The sequence below is a fragment of the Bradyrhizobium sp. KBS0727 genome (genome assembly GCF_005937885.2).
GTDB lineage: Bacteria > Pseudomonadota > Alphaproteobacteria > Rhizobiales > Xanthobacteraceae > Bradyrhizobium.
Map to the genome: position 1 here is coordinate 873137 of NZ_CP042176.1, position 16400 is coordinate 889536.

General features: G+C 63.8%; 19 protein-coding genes. 12 read left to right on the top strand and 7 right to left on the bottom strand.

The features are described from left to right. Nucleotides 1-65: 65 nt before the first annotated feature. Nucleotides 66-677 (bottom strand): glutathione transferase GstA, encoded by a 612-nt coding sequence (gene gstA, locus FFI89_RS04070; protein ID WP_138833137.1) that lies wholly within the window; start codon nucleotides 675-677, stop codon nucleotides 66-68. 226 nt (nucleotides 678-903) lie between these two features. On the opposite strand from gstA, the gene FFI89_RS04075 reads away from it, so the two are divergent. The 3 genes from FFI89_RS04075 (at nucleotide 904) to FFI89_RS04085 (ending at nucleotide 3630) form a co-directional block, all read left to right on the top strand. After that, complete coding sequence (locus tag FFI89_RS04075) at nucleotides 904-1392, top strand: MarR family winged helix-turn-helix transcriptional regulator (protein ID WP_138833139.1); 489 nt, start codon at nucleotides 904-906, stop codon at nucleotides 1390-1392. A 96-nt stretch (nucleotides 1393-1488) separates the two neighbouring features. Continuing rightward, entirely contained in the window at nucleotides 1489-2859 is a 1371-nt protein-coding gene (locus tag FFI89_RS04080; protein WP_138833141.1) for a glutamate--cysteine ligase, read from the top strand. A gap of 216 nt (nucleotides 2860-3075) precedes the next feature. Next, complete coding sequence (locus tag FFI89_RS04085; protein ID WP_138833143.1) at nucleotides 3076-3630, top strand: PAN domain-containing protein; 555 nt, start codon at nucleotides 3076-3078, stop codon at nucleotides 3628-3630. A 66-nt stretch (nucleotides 3631-3696) separates the two neighbouring features. Here the strand turns inward: FFI89_RS04085 and FFI89_RS04090 are convergent, their stop codons facing one another. The 5 genes from FFI89_RS04090 to FFI89_RS04110 form a co-directional block, all read right to left on the bottom strand. Beyond that, nucleotides 3697-4275: a nucleotidyltransferase family protein gene (locus FFI89_RS04090; RefSeq protein ID WP_138833145.1), complete on the bottom strand. Its 579-nt coding sequence runs from the start codon at nucleotides 4273-4275 to the stop codon at nucleotides 3697-3699. Nucleotides 4276-4357: 82 nt separating this feature from the next. Continuing rightward, on the bottom strand, nucleotides 4358-4696 hold the full coding sequence (locus tag FFI89_RS04095) for an MmcQ/YjbR family DNA-binding protein (RefSeq protein ID WP_138833147.1): 339 nt from the start codon (nucleotides 4694-4696) through the stop codon (nucleotides 4358-4360). A 6-nt stretch (nucleotides 4697-4702) separates the two neighbouring features. Next, nucleotides 4703-5473: a signal peptidase I gene (lepB, locus tag FFI89_RS04100; protein WP_371722494.1), complete on the bottom strand. Its 771-nt coding sequence runs from the start codon at nucleotides 5471-5473 to the stop codon at nucleotides 4703-4705. A gap of 23 nt (nucleotides 5474-5496) precedes the next feature. Beyond that, nucleotides 5497-6921 (bottom strand): metalloprotease TldD, encoded by a 1425-nt coding sequence (gene tldD, locus FFI89_RS04105; RefSeq protein ID WP_138833151.1) that lies wholly within the window; start codon nucleotides 6919-6921, stop codon nucleotides 5497-5499. Between the two features lie 208 nt (nucleotides 6922-7129). Beyond that, complete coding sequence (locus FFI89_RS04110) at nucleotides 7130-7648, bottom strand: invasion associated locus B family protein (protein ID WP_246669358.1); 519 nt, start codon at nucleotides 7646-7648, stop codon at nucleotides 7130-7132. Between the two features lie 582 nt (nucleotides 7649-8230). Between FFI89_RS04110 and coxB the strand changes: the two genes are divergently transcribed. From coxB to FFI89_RS04155, 9 genes are all read left to right on the top strand, one after another. Then, entirely contained in the window at nucleotides 8231-9070 is an 840-nt protein-coding gene (gene coxB / locus FFI89_RS04115) for a cytochrome c oxidase subunit II (RefSeq protein ID WP_138833153.1), read from the top strand. A gap of 72 nt (nucleotides 9071-9142) precedes the next feature. Further along, nucleotides 9143-10774 carry a cytochrome c oxidase subunit I gene (ctaD, locus tag FFI89_RS04120; RefSeq protein WP_138833155.1) on the top strand — a complete coding sequence of 544 codons (1632 nt, stop codon included), beginning with the start codon at nucleotides 9143-9145 and terminating at the stop codon, nucleotides 10772-10774. Nucleotides 10775-10835: 61 nt separating this feature from the next. Next, nucleotides 10836-11813 carry a heme o synthase gene (locus tag FFI89_RS04125; protein ID WP_138833157.1) on the top strand — a complete coding sequence of 326 codons (978 nt, stop codon included), beginning with the start codon at nucleotides 10836-10838 and terminating at the stop codon, nucleotides 11811-11813. 18 nt (nucleotides 11814-11831) lie between these two features. Beyond that, on the top strand, nucleotides 11832-11993 hold the full coding sequence (locus tag FFI89_RS04130; RefSeq protein WP_138833159.1) for a CoxF protein: 162 nt from the start codon (nucleotides 11832-11834) through the stop codon (nucleotides 11991-11993). A 22-nt stretch (nucleotides 11994-12015) separates the two neighbouring features. Further along, the gene (locus FFI89_RS04135) at nucleotides 12016-12654 is read left to right on the top strand and encodes a cytochrome c oxidase assembly protein (protein ID WP_371722495.1); all 639 of its coding nucleotides are present in this window, start codon (nucleotides 12016-12018) and stop codon (nucleotides 12652-12654) included. A gap of 106 nt (nucleotides 12655-12760) precedes the next feature. After that, nucleotides 12761-13657 carry a cytochrome c oxidase subunit 3 gene (locus FFI89_RS04140; RefSeq protein ID WP_138833163.1) on the top strand — a complete coding sequence of 299 codons (897 nt, stop codon included), beginning with the start codon at nucleotides 12761-12763 and terminating at the stop codon, nucleotides 13655-13657. A 67-nt stretch (nucleotides 13658-13724) separates the two neighbouring features. After that, nucleotides 13725-14114: a DUF983 domain-containing protein gene (locus FFI89_RS04145; protein WP_138833165.1), complete on the top strand. Its 390-nt coding sequence runs from the start codon at nucleotides 13725-13727 to the stop codon at nucleotides 14112-14114. After that, nucleotides 14111-14884, top strand: a complete 774-nt coding sequence (locus FFI89_RS04150) for an SURF1 family protein (protein ID WP_138833167.1) — start codon at nucleotides 14111-14113, stop codon at nucleotides 14882-14884. The genes FFI89_RS04145 and FFI89_RS04150 overlap by 4 nt, the downstream gene beginning before the upstream one ends. A gap of 89 nt (nucleotides 14885-14973) precedes the next feature. Continuing rightward, entirely contained in the window at nucleotides 14974-15216 is a 243-nt protein-coding gene (locus tag FFI89_RS04155) for a hypothetical protein (protein WP_138833169.1), read from the top strand. Between the two features lie 164 nt (nucleotides 15217-15380). Here FFI89_RS04155 and FFI89_RS04160 read toward each other — a convergent pair whose 3' ends face one another. Further along, on the bottom strand, nucleotides 15381-15611 hold the full coding sequence (locus FFI89_RS04160; protein WP_138833171.1) for a hypothetical protein: 231 nt from the start codon (nucleotides 15609-15611) through the stop codon (nucleotides 15381-15383). Between the last annotated feature and the right edge of the window lie 789 nt (nucleotides 15612-16400).

The window sequence follows — 16400 nt, forward strand, 5'->3', positions numbered from 1 at the left end:
ATGACGGGCAGAAAAAAGGGCCGGATCATCGATCCGGCCCCTTTCGCATTCCCGATGCTGAAAGCTTATGCCGCCTTCATCAGGCCTTCCTTGACAAGGGCTTCCTGCACCTTCGGGCGGGCGCCGACACGGGCCTTGTAGGCCATCAGGTTCGACATGCCGGCGAGATCCCACTTCATCCGCTCGGCCCAGGCCAGCATCGTGAACATGTAGCCGTCGGCCACGGTGAACTGCTTGCCCATCAGATAGTCTTTCCCGGCCAGTTCGCCGTCGACATACTTGAACTTGCCCATCACGCGGTCCTTGAAGAACGCCTTGGCGTCATCGGCGAGCACGGGGCTGAACTGCGGGCCAATGTTCTTGTGCAATTCGCTGTTGATGTAGGTGAGCCATGCCTGCAGCTTGTAGCGCTCGTCGCTGTCGCGGGCGGGCGCCAGGCCCTTGCCGGCCTTGTCGGCGATCATCTGGACGATGACCGGGCCTTCGGTGACGAGTTCGCCGGAGTCCAGCGCCAGCGCCGGCACCTGGCCCTTCGGGTTGATCTTCAGATAATCGTCGCCGTTTTCCAGCTTCTTGGCGCGCAGGTCGACCTTGACCAGGTCGTAGGGCAGACCGGCCTCCAGCAGCGCGATATGGGGGGAGAGCGAGCAGGCGCCGGGCGAATAATACAATTTCATCGGATTTTCCTTCCCTCGACATTTAAGGATTGCGGCTTTTGAGCCTGAGGCCCCGAGCGTATCAGAACCGGTGGGGCCCAAAACCGCTATTGTGTGACGTTTTCTTTACGAGATCAGGTGTTTGAAAACGTTCCGGAGTGACTAAATGCATCTGCATGAAATAGTCAAGATTGATGCAGCTGCATTTAGTGCGGTACACTGATCCGTGACAGAGACGGACTGAACGATGAAACGCAAACCTTCGACCGAGGCCACCGCCGCGTGGATCCGCCTGATGCGGGTCCAGAGCCGGGTGCTCGATGCCGTCGAGCAGGATTTGAAGAAAGCCGGCTTCCCGCCGCTGGCCTGGTATGACGCGCTCTTGGAATTGTCGCGCGCGCCGTCCGGCGAGATGCGCCCGGTGGAGCTGGAGAAGCAGATGCTGATCCCGCAATACTCGACCTCGCGGCTGATCGACCGTCTGGTCGATGAGGGGCTGGCGGCGCGGCGCGAATGCAAGATCGACAAGCGCGGCCAGTTCGTCGAGATCACCGAGGCCGGGCGCGAGCTGCAGAAGAAGATGTGGAACGCCTATTCGGCGGCGATCGAAAAATACGTCGGCTCCAAGCTCTCCGATGCCGATGCCATCAAGCTGTGCGGTCTGCTCGACCGGCTCGGCTGCTCCTGCGGGGATATCAAGGCAGTGGCCGCCCGAGACGGCGTGCCGGCGCGATGATAGCCCCGATACCTTTCGTTGCTGCGGACAATGCCGTCCGTATCCCCCTTGGCCATACGGCGCGTTCGGTCGAATCGCCCCACATCCGGATTTTTTATGGCGCGTGACCAGATCGATATGACGCCGCTGCAATCGCGCGACGAACTCGTGGCGTGGCTGGAGGCCGGCGTGAAGCCGCCGAGCGAATTCCGCATCGGCACCGAACACGAGAAGACCCCGTTCACGCTCGAGGGCCACCAGCCTGTGCCGTATGAAGGCGGCAAGGGCATCGGCGCGCTGCTCGAAGGCATGCAGCTCCTGCTTGGCTGGGAGCCGATCATGGAGCGCGGCAACATCATCGGGCTTTACGACGTCACCGGCGGCGGCGCGATTTCGCTGGAGCCCGGCGGCCAGTTCGAATTGTCGGGCGCACCGGTCGAGACCGTGCACCAGACCCAGTCGGAGCTGATGGCGCACCTGGCGCAGGTGCGCGAGATCGCGACCCCGCTCGGCATCGGCTTTCTCGGGCTCGGCATGACGCCGTCCTGGTCGCGCAAGCAGATCCCGATGATGCCCAAGGGCCGCTACAAGATCATGACCAACTACATGCCGAAGGTCGGCAAATACGGCCTCGACATGATGTACCGGACCTGCACGGTGCAGACCAACCTCGACTTCTCCTCGGAAGCCGACATGGTCAAGAAGCTCAGGGTATCGGTGGCGCTGCAGCCGATCGCGACCGCGCTGTTTGCCAATTCGCCGTTCACCGAAGGCAAGCCCAACGGGTACCTCTCGTTCCGTTCCGAAATCTGGCGCGACACCGACAATGCGCGCTCGGGCATGATTCCCTGGGCGTTCGAGGACGGCATGGGGTTCGAGCGCTGGGTCGATTACGCGCTGGATGTGCCGATGTATTTCGTCAAGCGCGGCGACGAATATATCGACGTGTCGGGTTCGTCGTTCCGCGCCTTCTTCGACGGCAAGAACCCGGCATTCCCCGGCGAGCGCCCGACGCTGTCGGACTGGGCCAACCATCTGTCGACGATTTTCCCGGAAGTGCGGCTGAAGCGCTATCTGGAAATGCGCGGCGCCGACGGCGTGCCGTGGGGCCGGCTGCCGGCGCTGCCGGCGTTCTGGGTCGGGCTGTTGTACGACGACGACACCCTCAACGCGGCCTGGGATCTGGTCAGCCACTGGAATGCCTATGAGCGTCAGGCGTTGCGCGACGATGTGCCGCGTCTGGGCTTCAAGGCCAGGATCCGGGACCGCTATCTGTTCGAGATCGCCAGGGAATGCCTGAAGCTGTCATACGCCGGATTACGGCGGCGCAACCGCGTCGATCATTCCGGCCGCGACGAGAGCCGGTTTCTCGAGCCGCTGGAGCGGATTCTCGATTGCGGGCGGACCCCGGCCGAAGAGATGCTGGAGAAATTCAACGGCGCCTGGGGCGGCTCCGTGGAGCCGGCCTATCAGGAATACGCGTTCTAACCCCTTCGGATTGAAGGCTTGTTCCGGCGCGCTTGCTCGCGCGACAGGGGCCGGCCGCGGGTCACGTCCGCTTGCAGGCCTGATCTGAAAGCGCATGACCTGAAAGTGCCCGCCCGACGACGCTGGCGAATGCCGCATTTTTGAGCCGTTCATCCACCGTACAGGTTGAGGCCGCTCAAATGAGGCTTCGCGACGCGTATTCGAAAGCAATCGCAGATGGGGACAGGTCGCCTGCTCAGGGCGTGTGTGGTGGCGCTCGCCTTTCTGGCGGGGGTGACAGCCGTGCGTCCGGCGCTGGCACAGGCCAATTTCGATCGTCCGGGCGGCGATTATCTGAGTGCGCCGGTCAGCTCGGGGGATCCAGCCGATTGCGCGCTGGTCTGCGAGCGCGACAAGCGCTGCCGGGCCTGGAGCTTCAGCTATCCGACCGACGCGACCAACGGCGCGGTGTGCTGGCTCAAGAGCAATGTGCCGGCCCGCGCGCAGGATAATTGCTGCGTCTCCGGCGTGCGTGGCGCCGGCGTGGTCGAACCCAGGAATACCACGGTCGAAACCTCGATCGACCGTTTCGGCGGCGACTACAAGAATTTCGATCTCAACGGCTCTGAAGGCGACGACGCCTGCAAGGCCGCCTGCGTCGCCGACAACAAATGCCGCGCCTGGACCTATGCCCGGCCGGGCTATGCCGGCCGCGACGCCCATTGCTACCTGAAGAAAGACATCAAGCCGCCGCGCCGCAAGGCCGGGTTTATTTCCGGCGTGGTGCGGTAATCCCTCCGTCATTCCGGGGCGATGCGAAGCATCGAACCCGGAATCTCGAGATTCCGGGTCTGGTGCTTACGCACCATCCCGGAATGACGGCAACACCGTCACCTCCGGCCACAACGCCTTCCAGCGCGCCGCCTTCTTTGCATAGTTCTCCGCCGAGAAATTCGCGGTCCGATTTGGCCGCACGATCAGATTGGCCGCGTCGTCAAAGCCGTCCGGCGCATAGACGTCATAGCCAGCCTGCGTGCGGCGAATGCCGATGCGAGTGTTTTTCGTCAGGAAGCGGTCGATGCCCTCGGTCGAAGTGTGCAGCGGCGGGTAGGGCAGGCCGTGCTTTTGCGTGTACCAGAGGTGCACGCGGGCCTGGTTGCGCACTTCAACGGTGACGCCGAGTTTGGCGAAGCGTTCGGCCAGGGTGCGGATGACCGCGTCTTCGGCTTCCCACGAGGTATCGGGATCGAAATAGAACACGTCGTAATCGCTAATTCCGTAGTCGACGTCGCGGCCGGTCGTGACGTTCCACACCGTCTGCACCAGACAGCCGGAGACCAGCCAGGCGTCGGGGAGTGCGACCGTGAACAGCTCGTCGACGATGATCGCGTTGACGGGATTGCGCAGGGCAAGGCTGAGGAATTCGTCCCGGGTCATGGAAGATTTACACGTTGGATGCGCCGGTTTTCCTCAGCCGCGCAATTGATTGCTTCGCTTGCGCTCGCAATGACGGAAGCGGCTAAAGCGCGTCAAATTCCTTCACCGCCGCCTTTGACGCCAGCGTGCGCCAGTGCCGGCGCAGCAGCGGTTCGACGATGGCGCGCTTGGCCTTCGACAGGCGGATCAGCGTAATCGGATAATCGCGGTAGTGATCGGTGAAGTAAAATACCTTCGGCGCGCTTTCCACCAGCATCTCGCGCTCATCCTGCGGCACATCAGGCATCACCAGGCTGTCGCCGTCTTCCTTCAGGCGCGCCAACAGTTTCTTGCGCACCTTCAGCGCCGGCGTGCCGTAGGAGGTGCTGTCCTCAACCTCTGTCCACAGAAGCGCGAACTTCCGGACGTCGTCGAAGGTCATCTGCGCTCAGTGCACTGACGTGAAAAACCGCGCCATCCGGAAGCCCGACAGCCAGGTCCAGACCGGCTGGCTGCGCACGCCCATGTCCCAGGAGCCGACCACCGCATCGGCGCGGCCGACCAGGTTGTCGATCGGCAGCAGGCCGACGCCGCCGTCGCGCACCGAGACGCGGCTGTCGGCGGAATTGTCCCGGTTGTCGCCGAGCACGAACAGCTTGCCTGCCGGTACCGTCACTTCGGGCGTGTTGTCGTACTGGCCGTTGTCGCGCATCTTGAAGATCGCGTGCGTGACGCCGTTCGGCAGCGTCTCGATGAAGCGATAGGCCCGCTCGCTGCCGCCGCGGTCGTCTTCGGCTTCGCCTGTCCCGTCCGGCTGAAGCGCCGCGGCGTGGTCGTTGATGAAGAGCTGGCCCTGGCGGAGCTGGATGCGATCGCCGGGCAGGCCGACGACACGCTTCACCCAGGCCTGCGAGCGGTCGCCGGGCCAGCGGAACACGACGACGTCACCGCGCTTCGGCGTCTCGCCGAACAGGCGGCCGGTTTCCGGCAGCGTGATCTGGATCGGCAAGGACGCCGCGCCATAACCATAGGGGAATTTCGACGCCAGCAGCGCGTCGCCGATCAGGAGCGTCGGTTCCATCGAGCCGGACGGAACATAAAACGGTTCGGCGAGCGCGCCCTTGGCGATGAACACGACGGCGACGATCGCCACGAGTTGGGCGGCCTGCCCGCGCCAGCTGATCGGCTTGGCAGACGCCGTTTCCCGTTCCGCCGTCACGAGCTCGTTCTTCTCGATGCTCACTAGCCAGTTCCTCCGACCGTAATCCGTTCCATCCGCAGCGTCGGCTGACCGACGCCGACCGGCACGCCCTGGCCGTTCTTGCCGCAGGTGCCGATACCGGTATCGAGCGCAAGATCGTTGCCGATCATGGTTATTCTGTGCAGGTCGGTCGGCCCGTTGCCGATCAGCATCGCGCCCTTCAGCGGGGCGCCGAGCTTGCCGTTCTCGATCTTGTAGGCCTCGGTGCACTGGAACACATATTTGCCCGAGGTGATGTCGACCTGGCCGCCGCCGAAATTGGCGGCGTAGATGCCGTTCTTGACCGACGCCAGGATCTCCGCCGGATCGCGTTGGCCGGCCAGCATGTAGGTGTTGGTCATGCGCGGCATCGGCACATGGGCGTAGCTCTGGCGGCGGCCGTTGCCAGTCGGCTTCATGTTCATCAGCCGCGCGTTCTGGCGATCCTGCATGTAGCCGACCAGAATGCCGTCCTCGATCAGGACCGTGCGGTTGGTCGGCGTGCCCTCATCGTCGATCGACAGTGAGCCGCGCCGCGAAGCCATGGTGCCGTCGTCGACGACGGTGACGCCCTTGGCCGCGACCTGCTTGCCCATCAATCCTGCGAAAGCCGAAGTCTGCTTGCGGTTGAAATCGCCTTCGAGCCCGTGGCCGACCGCTTCATGCAGCATCACGCCGGGCCAGCCAGCGCCGAGCACCACGTCCATCTCGCCGGCGGGGGCGGGGACCGATTCCAGGTTGACCAGCGCCTCGCGGATCGCGCCGTCGGCGGCCTCGCGCCACGCCTTGGTTTCGATGAAGCGCGCATAACCCTCGCGGCCGCCGTAACCCTTGCTGCCGCTTTCCTGGCGGTCGCCTTGTCCTGCGACGACGGAAATATTGACCCGCACCAGTGGGCGGATGTCGCGATAGCTTTCGCCGTCGGGGCGCAGGATTTCCACCACCTGCCAGGTGGCGCCGAGGCTGATCGAAGCCTGCCGCACCCGCGGATCCTTGTCGCGCACGTAAGCGTCGATCTCGGCGAGCAGTTTCACCTTGGCCTCGAAGCCCGGCCCATCCAGCGGATTGTCGTCGCCATAGAGCCGCACGTTGGTGTGGGCCGGCGCGGCGGCGAATTGGCCGCTGTAACCGCCGCGCACGGCGGCGACCGCGTCGGCGGCGCGGATCAGCGCCGGCAGCGACACGTCGGAGGAATGCGCATAGCCGACCGCGTCGTCCTTGACCGCGCGCAGGCCGAAGCCTTGCGAGGTGTCATACGTCGCCTGCTTCAGCCGGCCGTTGTCGAAGGCCAGGGCTTCGGTCTGGCCATATTCCAGGAACAGCTCGCCATCGTCGGCGCCCTCGAGCCCCCGCGCGATCTCGCGGCGGACGGAATCGCGGTCGAGGTTGGCGCGGTCGATCAGGGAGGTCGTGGCGAGGTTGGTCATCTGGACTCCAGAGCAATGCAACGATTTTGACGTCCCTGCGGAAGCAGGGACCCATAACCACAGGTCTTCATGTCCTAAGCAAGAACCCACGGCCGTCCGGTAACACCAGGCGGACATGGTTATGGTTCCGGCGCGCGGTGGACAAGTCGCTCGGCCGGAACGACGATAAGGAAAGATAGGCGCTGTTGCAGCAAACCGGGAGGGGGGCCTACGGCAGCTTGTCGTAGCCTTCGCCGAGCCCGTTCAGGCTGAGCGGGAAGCCGATGCCCTCTTCGGGGGTCTCGAAGATGATGAAGGTCGCGGTCTTGGCGGTGCGGAGCTGGCCGAGCAGCTTTTCGTCCATCACCACTTCCGCAACGCAGCCGTTGGGCAGGCAGCGGACGAAACCGGCGCGACCGACATCCTGGTTGTCGAGCTTCAGGCCGAGGCCGGAGGGCAGCAGCACGCCGAGGGGCGCGACCACCCGCATCAGCTTGCTCTTCTGGTCCGCGGTCTTCAGCACGATCACGGTGAGACCGGCGTTGGAGCGGTCTTCCGCTACCACGCTCTGGATCAGGGCGCATTGTTCCGCCTGCGCGCCCGGCGGGGTGTCGCAGCGGATCTGCCAGTCGCCATGGACCGACCGCACCGCACCCTGGGCATTCGCTGCCCCGGTCAGGCCGAACAGCAAGGCCACGGCAAGCAGGCTGCCCAGCCAGTGGCTGAAATCACGTTTCGAACGCCCCATTCGGGTCGATCCTCTGAGGTTTGCCGGCATTGCCGGCGATATATTTCCGGCCCAGGCCGGTTCTACGCGTTACAGACAAGGGGCTTGCGCCGCAAACCTGCCTTGCCTCGGACTGATACCGCAATGACGGCGCCTTGAAGGCGTCCAGACGCCGTTTCCGCACCCGAAACTCGGCTTCCGCGGGCGAATCAGGGAGCTCCGGAATGCCCTGCCTGTGCCTACATCCGGCAATCCGCCTGTCAAGCGCAGCCCGGTGTCAATCGAGCCGGTTGACCGTGATTTACCGGGAAAACCTGCCATCCAGCGAATAGAAGGTGACGCATGGCTTGGCCCCCCACTACTGCATTGCGAGAGGCTTGGAATTATGGTTTGAGAGGCTGGATTTCGACGCGTTCTAACGATCTGGCCCAAGTGCTGTCGCAACGACTGTTGCAGGTACTTTTGCAAGGTACTTTTGCAAGGCACTCTTCAAGGTGTACTTCTGAAGTACCTCCGGTTGGCCGTTTGTCAGGGCGGATCGTGCGGCATTTCCGGCTATCCGGCGGGAGTGCTTTGGGGATTTATCAAGGGAGCGCGAGCGGCATGAAGATGTCGAAGGGCCAGATTGGCCGTCGGTTGCTGGGATTGGCGGTGGCAGGCATGGCGCTTGTCGCCGGTGGAACGGCATTCGCCGAATTGGGACAGCCTGCGCCGTGGGAATACAAGCTGCAGGAAGCGGGCTCTCCGGTGATGGAGAACATCACCTGGTTCCATAATTTCCTGTTCGTGCTGATCACGGTCATCACGCTGTTCGTGCTCGTGCTGCTCATCCTCGTCGTGGTGAAGTTCAACGCCAAGACCAATCCGGTCCCCTCCAAGACCACGCACAACACGCTGATCGAGGTGGCATGGACGCTGATTCCAGTGCTGATCCTGGTCGGCATCGCCGTGCCGTCGTTCCGCCTCTTGTTCCAGGAACTCGACATTCCCAAGGCCGACCTGACCATCAAGGCCACCGGCAAGCAGTGGTACTGGAGCTACGCCTATCCCGATAACGGCAAGTTCGAATTCGATTCGCTGCTGGCGCAGGACAAGCAGCCGCGCCTGCTCGGCGTCGACAACGAGATGGTGGTGCCGATCAACAAGGTGGTCCGGATCCAGACCACCGGCGCCGACGTGATCCACTCCTTCGCGGTGCCGGCCTTCGGCATCAAGATCGACTCGGTGCCCGGCCGTCTCAACGAGACCTGGTTCAAGGCCACCAAGCTCGGCATGTACTACGGCCAGTGCTCGGAACTCTGCGGCAAGGATCACGCCTTCATGCCGATCGCGGTGCGGGTCGTGAACGACCAGGAATTCGCGGCCTGGACCGAGGCTGCGAAGAAGAAATTCGCGACCAATCCGGCGAACTCGTTCGCCTCGGCGGGCGCAGCCGCGCAGTAATCGCGCGGCGACGGGACAAGGGCGACAGGACCTGAAAGGTCCGACAAAGGGACTGCAAGGCAGGATTTGAACATGGCAACGAGCGCAGCGACACACGACGATCACGCCCAAGAACACGGTCATGACGATCATGAGCACGCCCATCCGACCGGATGGCGGCGCTTCGTCTATTCGACGAACCACAAGGACATCGGCACGATGTACCTGGTGTTCGCGATCATCGCGGGTGTCATTGGCGCGGCGATGTCGATCGCGATCCGCATCGAGCTGATGTATCCCGGCGTCCAGATCTTCCACGAAACCCACACCTACAATGTGTTCGTGACCTCGCACGGCCTGATCATGATCTTCTTCATGGTGATGCCGGCGATGATCGGCGGCTTCGGCAACTGGATGGTCCCGCTGATGATCGGCGCGCCCGACATGGCGTTCCCGCGCATGAACAACATCTCGTTCTGGCTGCTGCCGGCGTCGTTTGCGCTGCTGCTGCTGTCGACCTTCGTCGAGGGTGAGCCGGGCGCCAACGGTGTCGGTGCGGGCTGGACCATGTACGCGCCGCTGTCGACCTCAGGCCATCCGGGACCGGCGGTTGATTTCGCGATCCTGTCGCTGCATCTGGCCGGCGCCTCGTCGATCCTCGGCGCCATCAACTTCATCACCACGATCTTCAACATGCGCGCGCCGGGCATGACCCTGCACAAGATGCCGCTGTTCGTCTGGTCGATCCTGGTGACGGTGTTCCTGCTGCTGCTGTCGCTGCCGGTGCTCGCCGGCGCCATCACCATGCTGCTGACCGACCGCAATTTCGGCACCACCTTCTTCTCCGCCGACGGCGGCGGAGATCCGGTGCTGTTCCAGCATCTGTTCTGGTTCTTCGGCCACCCCGAAGTGTACATCCTGATCCTGCCGGCGTTCGGCATGGTCAGCCAGATCGTCTCCACCTTCTCGAAGAAGCCCGTGTTCGGCTATCTCGGCATGGCCTACGCCATGGTCGCGATCGGCGGCATCGGCTTCGTGGTGTGGGCGCACCACATGTACACGGTCGGCATGTCCTCGGCGACGCAGGCCTATTTCGTCGCCGCCACCATGGTGATCGCGGTTCCGACCGGCGTGAAGATATTCTCCTGGATCGCCACGATGTGGGGCGGTTCGATCGAGTTCAAGGCACCGATGATCTGGGCGATCGGCTTCATCTTCCTGTTCACGGTCGGCGGCGTCACGGGCGTCGTGCTGGCCAATGCCGGCGTCGATCGCGTGCTGCAGGATACCTATTACGTCGTCGCGCACTTCCACTACGTGCTGTCGCTCGGCGCCGTGTTCGGCATCTTCGCCGGCTGGTACTACTGGTTCCCGAAGATGTTCGGCTACATGTACTCTGAGCGGATCGCCAAGCTGCACTTCTGGTTCACCTTCATCGGCGTGAATCTGGTGTTCTTCCCGCAGCATTTCCTCGGTCTGTCCGGCATGCCGCGCCGCTACGTGGACTATCCGGACGCGTTCGCCGGCTGGAACTTGGTGTCGTCGGTGGGCTCCTACATCTCGGGCTTCGGCGTGCTGATCTTCATCTACGGCGTGATCGATGCCTTCGTCCGCAAGGAGCAGGCGGCCAACAATCCGTGGGGCTCAGGCGCCACCACGCTGGAATGGACGCTGTCGTCGCCGCCGCCCTTCCACCAGTTCGAAGTGCTGCCGAAGGTGCAGTAACGCCTATTCACGGCGTGCGACCATCGCGCGCCGTGGTCTTTGCAACCAAGCGAGATCGATCTTGTCGGTAGTCGACCACAACTCCATCGAGTTTCCGCGGATTTCCGAGGCGGAGGTCGGCGACTACCTCGCGCTGTTGAAGCCGCGGGTGATGTCGCTTGTGGTGTTCACCGCGCTGGTCGGCCTCGTGATCGCGCCCGGCCATTTCCATCCCGTGCTGGCCTTCACCTCGATCCTCTGTATCGCGGTCGGCGCCGGCGCCTCGGGTGCGATGAACATGGCCTATGAGAGCGACATCGACGCCCTGATGTCGCGCACCGCCAACCGGCCGATTCCGCGCGGACGCATCACCCCGCCGGAAGCGATGGCCTTCGGCATGATTCTCGCGTTCTTCTCGGTGATGACGCTCGGCATCCTCGTCAACTGGGTGGCGGGCGCGCTGCTCGCGTTCACGATCTTCTTCTATGTCGTGATCTACACCATGCTGTTGAAGCGCTGGACCGCGCAGAACATCGTGATCGGCGGCGCCGCTGGCGCACTGCCGCCGGTCGTGGCGTGGGCCGCGGCCACCGGCTCGCTGTCGATGGAGCCGGTGCTCCTGTTCCTGATCATCTTCTTCTGGACCCCGCCGCATTTCTGGGCGCTGGCGCTGTTCCGCAACGACGACTATGCCCGCGCCGGGGTGCCGATGCTGCCCGTGGTCGCCGGCCCCGATGCGACGCGGCTGCAGATCCTGCTCTATACCATCGTGCTGGTCGCGGTCGCGGTGGCGCCGTGGCCGCTCGGCTATTTCGACGCGATCTACGGCATCGCCTCGCTGCTGCTGGGCGCCGGCATGATGGCGCTCGCGATCAACGTCTACCGTCATCGCGAAGGCAAGGCAGCGGGCCGCGCGACGCGCCGGCTGTTCGCGTTCTCGATCCTGTATCTGTTCGCGCTGTTTGCGACCCTGCTGCTCGAGGTCGTCGTTCCCGCGGTCACACTTGCGATCCGCGCCGTCGCGCCTGCGATCCGCGCCGTCATGCCCGTGTTCGGGTAGGGGGCGCATGGCGACGGCATGGATGAACAGAAGCCAGATGGAATCGTCCTCACCGAGGCGCAAAAGCGAAGCCGCCGTTCCCGCTCGATCGCCATCGCGCTCGCGCTCGGTGTGCTGGTCGTGCTGTTTTTCGCCGTCACCATGGTCAAGGGACCGGGTGTTCTAGTCAGGCCGATGTAACCAGATGGAAAACCAGCCGACGATGCGACAGGATCCGACCGCGAGCCCCAAGACGACTTCCAAGACGGCTTCGCGTCGCGGCCTGACGCGCGATGCGGTGGTGGCGTCGATCTGCGGGTTCGTCGTGGTGCTGATGGTCGGCGCCGCCTACGCCGCCGTTCCCTTCTACAACTGGTTCTGCCGCGCCACCGGCTTCAACGGCACCACCCAGGTCGCGACCTCGGCGCCGGCAGGCGCACCTTTGGCGCGCAAGGTCGCAGTCCGATTCGACGCCAACGTCGCCCCGGGCCTGCCCTGGAAGTTCGAACCTGAGCAGAACGAGATCGAAGTCAAGATCGGTGAAGTCGTCACCGTCTTCTATAACGTGACCAACCAGTCGGCGCGGACCACCGCAGGCCAGGCCGCCTACAATGTGGCGCCGCTGACGGTCGGGGCGTATTTCCAGAAGATCAACTGCTTCTGCTTCACCGAACAGACCATGGCGCCGGGCGAGAAGCGCGAGATGCCGGTCGTGTTCTACGTCGATCCGGCGCTGGTCGCCGATTCCGAAAACGACGGCCTCAAGACCATCACGCTGTCCTACACCTTCTATGCCGTGCGCGATCCGGCGCCGAAGCCTCTGGCTGCGAGCGAACCGGACAAGCGCAAGGGAAGCCTGTAACGGGAAACTTGTAACCGCCGATTCCCGTATCTTGCGGGATTTCGGAACTTGATTTTTGAGACGAAGATGTGCCGAAGAACACGGCACCGCTAACGGAGAGACCGCAATGTCCACGGCGCAAGTCAAGCACCACGACTACCACCTCGTCGATCCGAGCCCGTGGCCGGTGGTCGGCTCGATCTCGGCCTTCATCATGGCCGTCGGCGCCATCACCTGGATGCACCACATGTTCGCGGCCGCGCCGATCATCTTCGGTATCGGCACCATCGGCGTGCTCTACACCATGGCGAGCTGGTGGGGCGACGTGATCCGTGAAGCCCAGTACAAGGGCGACCACACCCGCGTGGTGCAGATCAGCCACCGCTACGGCATGATCCTGTTCATCGCCTCCGAAGTGATGTTCTTCGTCGCCTGGTTCTGGGCCTTCTTCAACTCCGCGCTGTTCCCCGCCGACGCGGTTCACGCCACCCGCGACGCCGTGTTCGGCTGCGGCGCCGGCACCGCGATGGGCGCCTGCAGCGTGCCGGGCACCTGGCCGCCGAAGGGCATCGAGACCTTCGATCCCTGGCATCTGCCGCTGCTCAATACGCTGCTGCTGTTGACCTCGGGCACGACCGTCACCTGGGCGCACCACGCCTTGCTGGAAGGCGACCGCAAGGGCTTGAAGTACGGCCTGATCCTCACCGTCGTGCTCGGCGCCTGCTTCACCTGCGTGCAGGCCTACGAATACGCCCACGCCGCGTTCGGCTTCTCCGGCAACATCTACGGCGCCACCTTCTTCATGGCGACCGGCTTCCACGGCTTCCACGTGCTGGTCGGCACCGTGTTCCTGCTGGTCTGCCTGATGCGCGCCTATGCCGGTCACTTCACCCCGACCCAGCATCTCGGCTTCGAATTCGCCGCCTGGTACTGGCACTTCGTCGACGTGGTGTGGCTGTTCCTGTTCATCTGCATCTATGTCTGGTTCCGCGGCCCTGAAGGCGTCGCGCACGCCGCGCACTGACCGCAGTCTTAAGTGCTACAAAGGGGCGGTCTTGCGGACCGCCCCTTTTCATTTGTGAAGGCTAGCCATGTCGGATGATGCGCTCCCCACCCTGACCCAGAGCGCCCTGCGCGGCATCGCCTGCCGCTGCCCGCGCTGCGGCAGGGGCAAGCTCTATGCGGGCTTCCTCCACCTGCGGCCGAACTGCGAGGCCTGCGGGCTCGATTACACCTTCATCGACACCGGCGACGGGCCGGCGATTTTCCTGATCATGCTGGCCGGCGCCATCGTGGTCACCGCCGCCCTGATCGTGGAGGTCAAATACCAGCCGCCGTTCTGGGTTCACGCCGCGCTCTGGCTGCCGCTGATTCTGGCCACGACGCTGTTGCCGATGCGCTCGATGAAGTCGCTGTTGATCGCGCTGCAGTTTCATCACAAGGCGGCGCCCGGCCGGCTGATCGACCGCGAGCCGAAATGACCGGCCAGCTTGTGCGACGGCGGGGCAGGGCCGGCTTTGCCATCTTCACGCTTGTCATGGTGGCGGTCTGCGTCGGTCTCGGCCTCTGGCAGCTGCAGCGCCGGGTCGAGAAACATGCGCTGATCGGCGCCTTGAACGAACGGCTCGCGGGATCGCCGGAGGCGTTGCCGTTGCCGTCGCAATGGCCTGCGCTGACGCCGGCGCGGGACGAATTTCGCCGCGTCAGTTTCGCGGCCACCTATGCGCGGTTGCCGGATGCGATGGTGTATTCTTCCGGCTCCGCCGTCCGCGACGATGTCTCCGGTCCCGGCACCTGGGCGTTCGTGGCCGCGCAACTGCCCGGCGGCGAGACGGTCGTGGTCAACACCGGCTTCGTGCAGAACACGATGCTGGACCGCGCCCAGGAGGATCGCGCGGTCGGCCGGCTCATCACCGGCCAGCCTTCGAAACTCACCGGCTATCTCCGCTTTCCCGAAGCCGCGGGCGCGCTGACGCCGCATGAGGACGCCGTCAAGCGGCTGTGGTTCACTCGGGATCATCTGGCGATGGCGCGCGCGCTCGGCTGGAACGCAGACGGCAAGATTTTGGCGCCGTTCTATATCGATCTGGAGAGCCCGGCGCCCGAGAGCGGCATTCCCAAGCCCGGCCCGCTCTCGGTCCATCTCAAGGACGACCATCTGCAATATGCGATCACCTGGTTCGGGCTCGCGGCCGTGATGGCGATCGCGTTTGCGGTGTGGTGGCGCGCGCAGCGGCGCAGCGGAGCGTAGGCCGGCCAAAAGGCGCATCGCGCCGCGGGGCGCCATTGAACCCAATCCCGTCAGCTGCCGTCCAAGGAAGCAGTCAAGGGAGCCCCACCATGAAGTATGCGCTTGCCGTGTTGATGCTTTTGCTTCCAGGTATCGCCTGCGCGGAAGAAACGCTGACCGAGAAATGCACCTCCGACGCGGCTTCGTTCTACGGCGGCGAGGGCGACCGCGAATTCTTTGCCTATGACGTCGAGGTCGTCGCGATCGAGCCGAAGGCGCATGGCAGCCTGGTGCTGTGGGTCAAGTCGGCCGGCGGCATGAGCACGCGCAGGCACACGTGCAAGCAGATGTAGACCAGAGCGTTTTCCAGCGAAGCATGTCCTCGGACTTGATCCGTGGGTGGAAACCGGTTCGCGCAGCCGACAAGATGCGGAAGACCTAGCGAGCGTGGCGCCGCGCTCGCTAATGGCTGTGGTCATCAGCGCAATGGCGAGCGCGGTTTCCCGTGAAGATGGGGTCAGTGATGACGCCAGCCATAATGATGTCCGCGGCCTCGGCCCCAGCCGTAGTGATGGCCGCGCCCTCCGCGACCCATATGGCCGCCGCCGTGTCCATGACCGCCCCTGACCTGGATCACCGTATCGTCCTGTGCGGCCATTGGGGCCATGCCCAGTCTGGCCGAGGCGGACGCGGTCAGTGCCAGCGTTGCAGCGAACAGCGCGGCACCAATCATCAAAATACGTTTCATACGGTCTTCCTTCCGATCGCAGGGATTGCGATTTTTGAACCAAGTTCCGGGCACGCGGTTTGTTCCATCACTCGGATTGCAGCGATGCAATTTGCTTTAGAGCCGTCGATTGCGGCTTGCTCACGCCCACCAGCCGAGCGCGGATCACCATCCGCTAGTGCCCATCGCTGCCCGACGGGCAAATCAACAAAAGTCTGTCCAGCCCTTCGGATAAAAATATTCCGCTGGGACCGTCGGGCAAATCAGTCGTAGGACTTCCGCCATCCTGTCCCACCAAGGGGCGTTGGCCATCGTCGCAAACGAGGGGCAGGGAGCGGTGGACGCTGATCCTGCGACTGACGAGCGCGGTCACTAGCGTACGGCGAAATCGTTTGGGTCCGACGCCCCGGTGCTGGCGTCAAGTTGGCGGAAGCGAAAGCTTCCAATGATGATGGTGGCAAGAAAGCCGGTCACCAGGACGAAATCGTATAAGCCGTAAAGCCATTGCGCAGGGAAGGCCGGGTGTTCTCCGCTGAACCTGTATGCTCGTGTGCAGCATTTCTAATGCACATCGCACGCGAGACCGCGGGTGCAGCGCGCACCCGGTCTTCCCTGCGCCCTCTGTTCTCATGAGGGCAAACGAAATGCAAAACTCCGGGCGCAACGCGCCGCGAGAATGCGGACCCGTATCTATCCACTGTCATTCCGGGATGGTCCGCAGGACCAGACCCGGAATCTCGAACTTCCGGGTTCGATGCTTCGCATCGCCCCGGAACGACAGCGCCCGACCAATCCGGCATTTCCCCTTCG

Excerpts from the sequence above, each read along its gene's own strand:
- FFI89_RS04150 (WP_138833167.1), top strand. The coding sequence starts at position 14,111 with ATGACCGGCCAGCTTGTGCGACGGCGGGGCAGGGCCGGCTTTGCCATC.
- FFI89_RS04075 (WP_138833139.1), top strand. The coding sequence starts at position 904 with ATGAAACGCAAACCTTCGACCGAGGCCACCGCCGCGTGGATCCGCCTG.
- FFI89_RS04110 (WP_246669358.1), bottom strand. The coding sequence starts at position 7,648 with ATGGGGCGTTCGAAACGTGATTTCAGCCACTGGCTGGGCAGCCTGCTT.
- FFI89_RS04160 (WP_138833171.1), bottom strand. The coding sequence starts at position 15,611 with ATGAAACGTATTTTGATGATTGGTGCCGCGCTGTTCGCTGCAACGCTG.
- FFI89_RS04095 (WP_138833147.1), bottom strand. The coding sequence starts at position 4,696 with ATGACCTTCGACGACGTCCGGAAGTTCGCGCTTCTGTGGACAGAGGTT.
- FFI89_RS04145 (WP_138833165.1), top strand. The coding sequence starts at position 13,725 with ATGTCGGATGATGCGCTCCCCACCCTGACCCAGAGCGCCCTGCGCGGC.
- FFI89_RS04155 (WP_138833169.1), top strand. The coding sequence starts at position 14,974 with ATGAAGTATGCGCTTGCCGTGTTGATGCTTTTGCTTCCAGGTATCGCC.
- coxB (WP_138833153.1), top strand. The coding sequence starts at position 8,231 with ATGAAGATGTCGAAGGGCCAGATTGGCCGTCGGTTGCTGGGATTGGCG.
- ctaD (WP_138833155.1), top strand. The coding sequence starts at position 9,143 with ATGGCAACGAGCGCAGCGACACACGACGATCACGCCCAAGAACACGGT.
- FFI89_RS04135 (WP_371722495.1), top strand. The coding sequence starts at position 12,016 with ATGCGACAGGATCCGACCGCGAGCCCCAAGACGACTTCCAAGACGGCT.
- FFI89_RS04090 (WP_138833145.1), bottom strand. The coding sequence starts at position 4,275 with ATGACCCGGGACGAATTCCTCAGCCTTGCCCTGCGCAATCCCGTCAAC.
- FFI89_RS04080 (WP_138833141.1), top strand. The coding sequence starts at position 1,489 with ATGGCGCGTGACCAGATCGATATGACGCCGCTGCAATCGCGCGACGAA.
- FFI89_RS04085 (WP_138833143.1), top strand. The coding sequence starts at position 3,076 with ATGGGGACAGGTCGCCTGCTCAGGGCGTGTGTGGTGGCGCTCGCCTTT.
- FFI89_RS04130 (WP_138833159.1), top strand. The coding sequence starts at position 11,832 with ATGGATGAACAGAAGCCAGATGGAATCGTCCTCACCGAGGCGCAAAAG.
- FFI89_RS04140 (WP_138833163.1), top strand. The coding sequence starts at position 12,761 with ATGTCCACGGCGCAAGTCAAGCACCACGACTACCACCTCGTCGATCCG.
- gstA (WP_138833137.1), bottom strand. The coding sequence starts at position 677 with ATGAAATTGTATTATTCGCCCGGCGCCTGCTCGCTCTCCCCCCATATC.
- tldD (WP_138833151.1), bottom strand. The coding sequence starts at position 6,921 with ATGACCAACCTCGCCACGACCTCCCTGATCGACCGCGCCAACCTCGAC.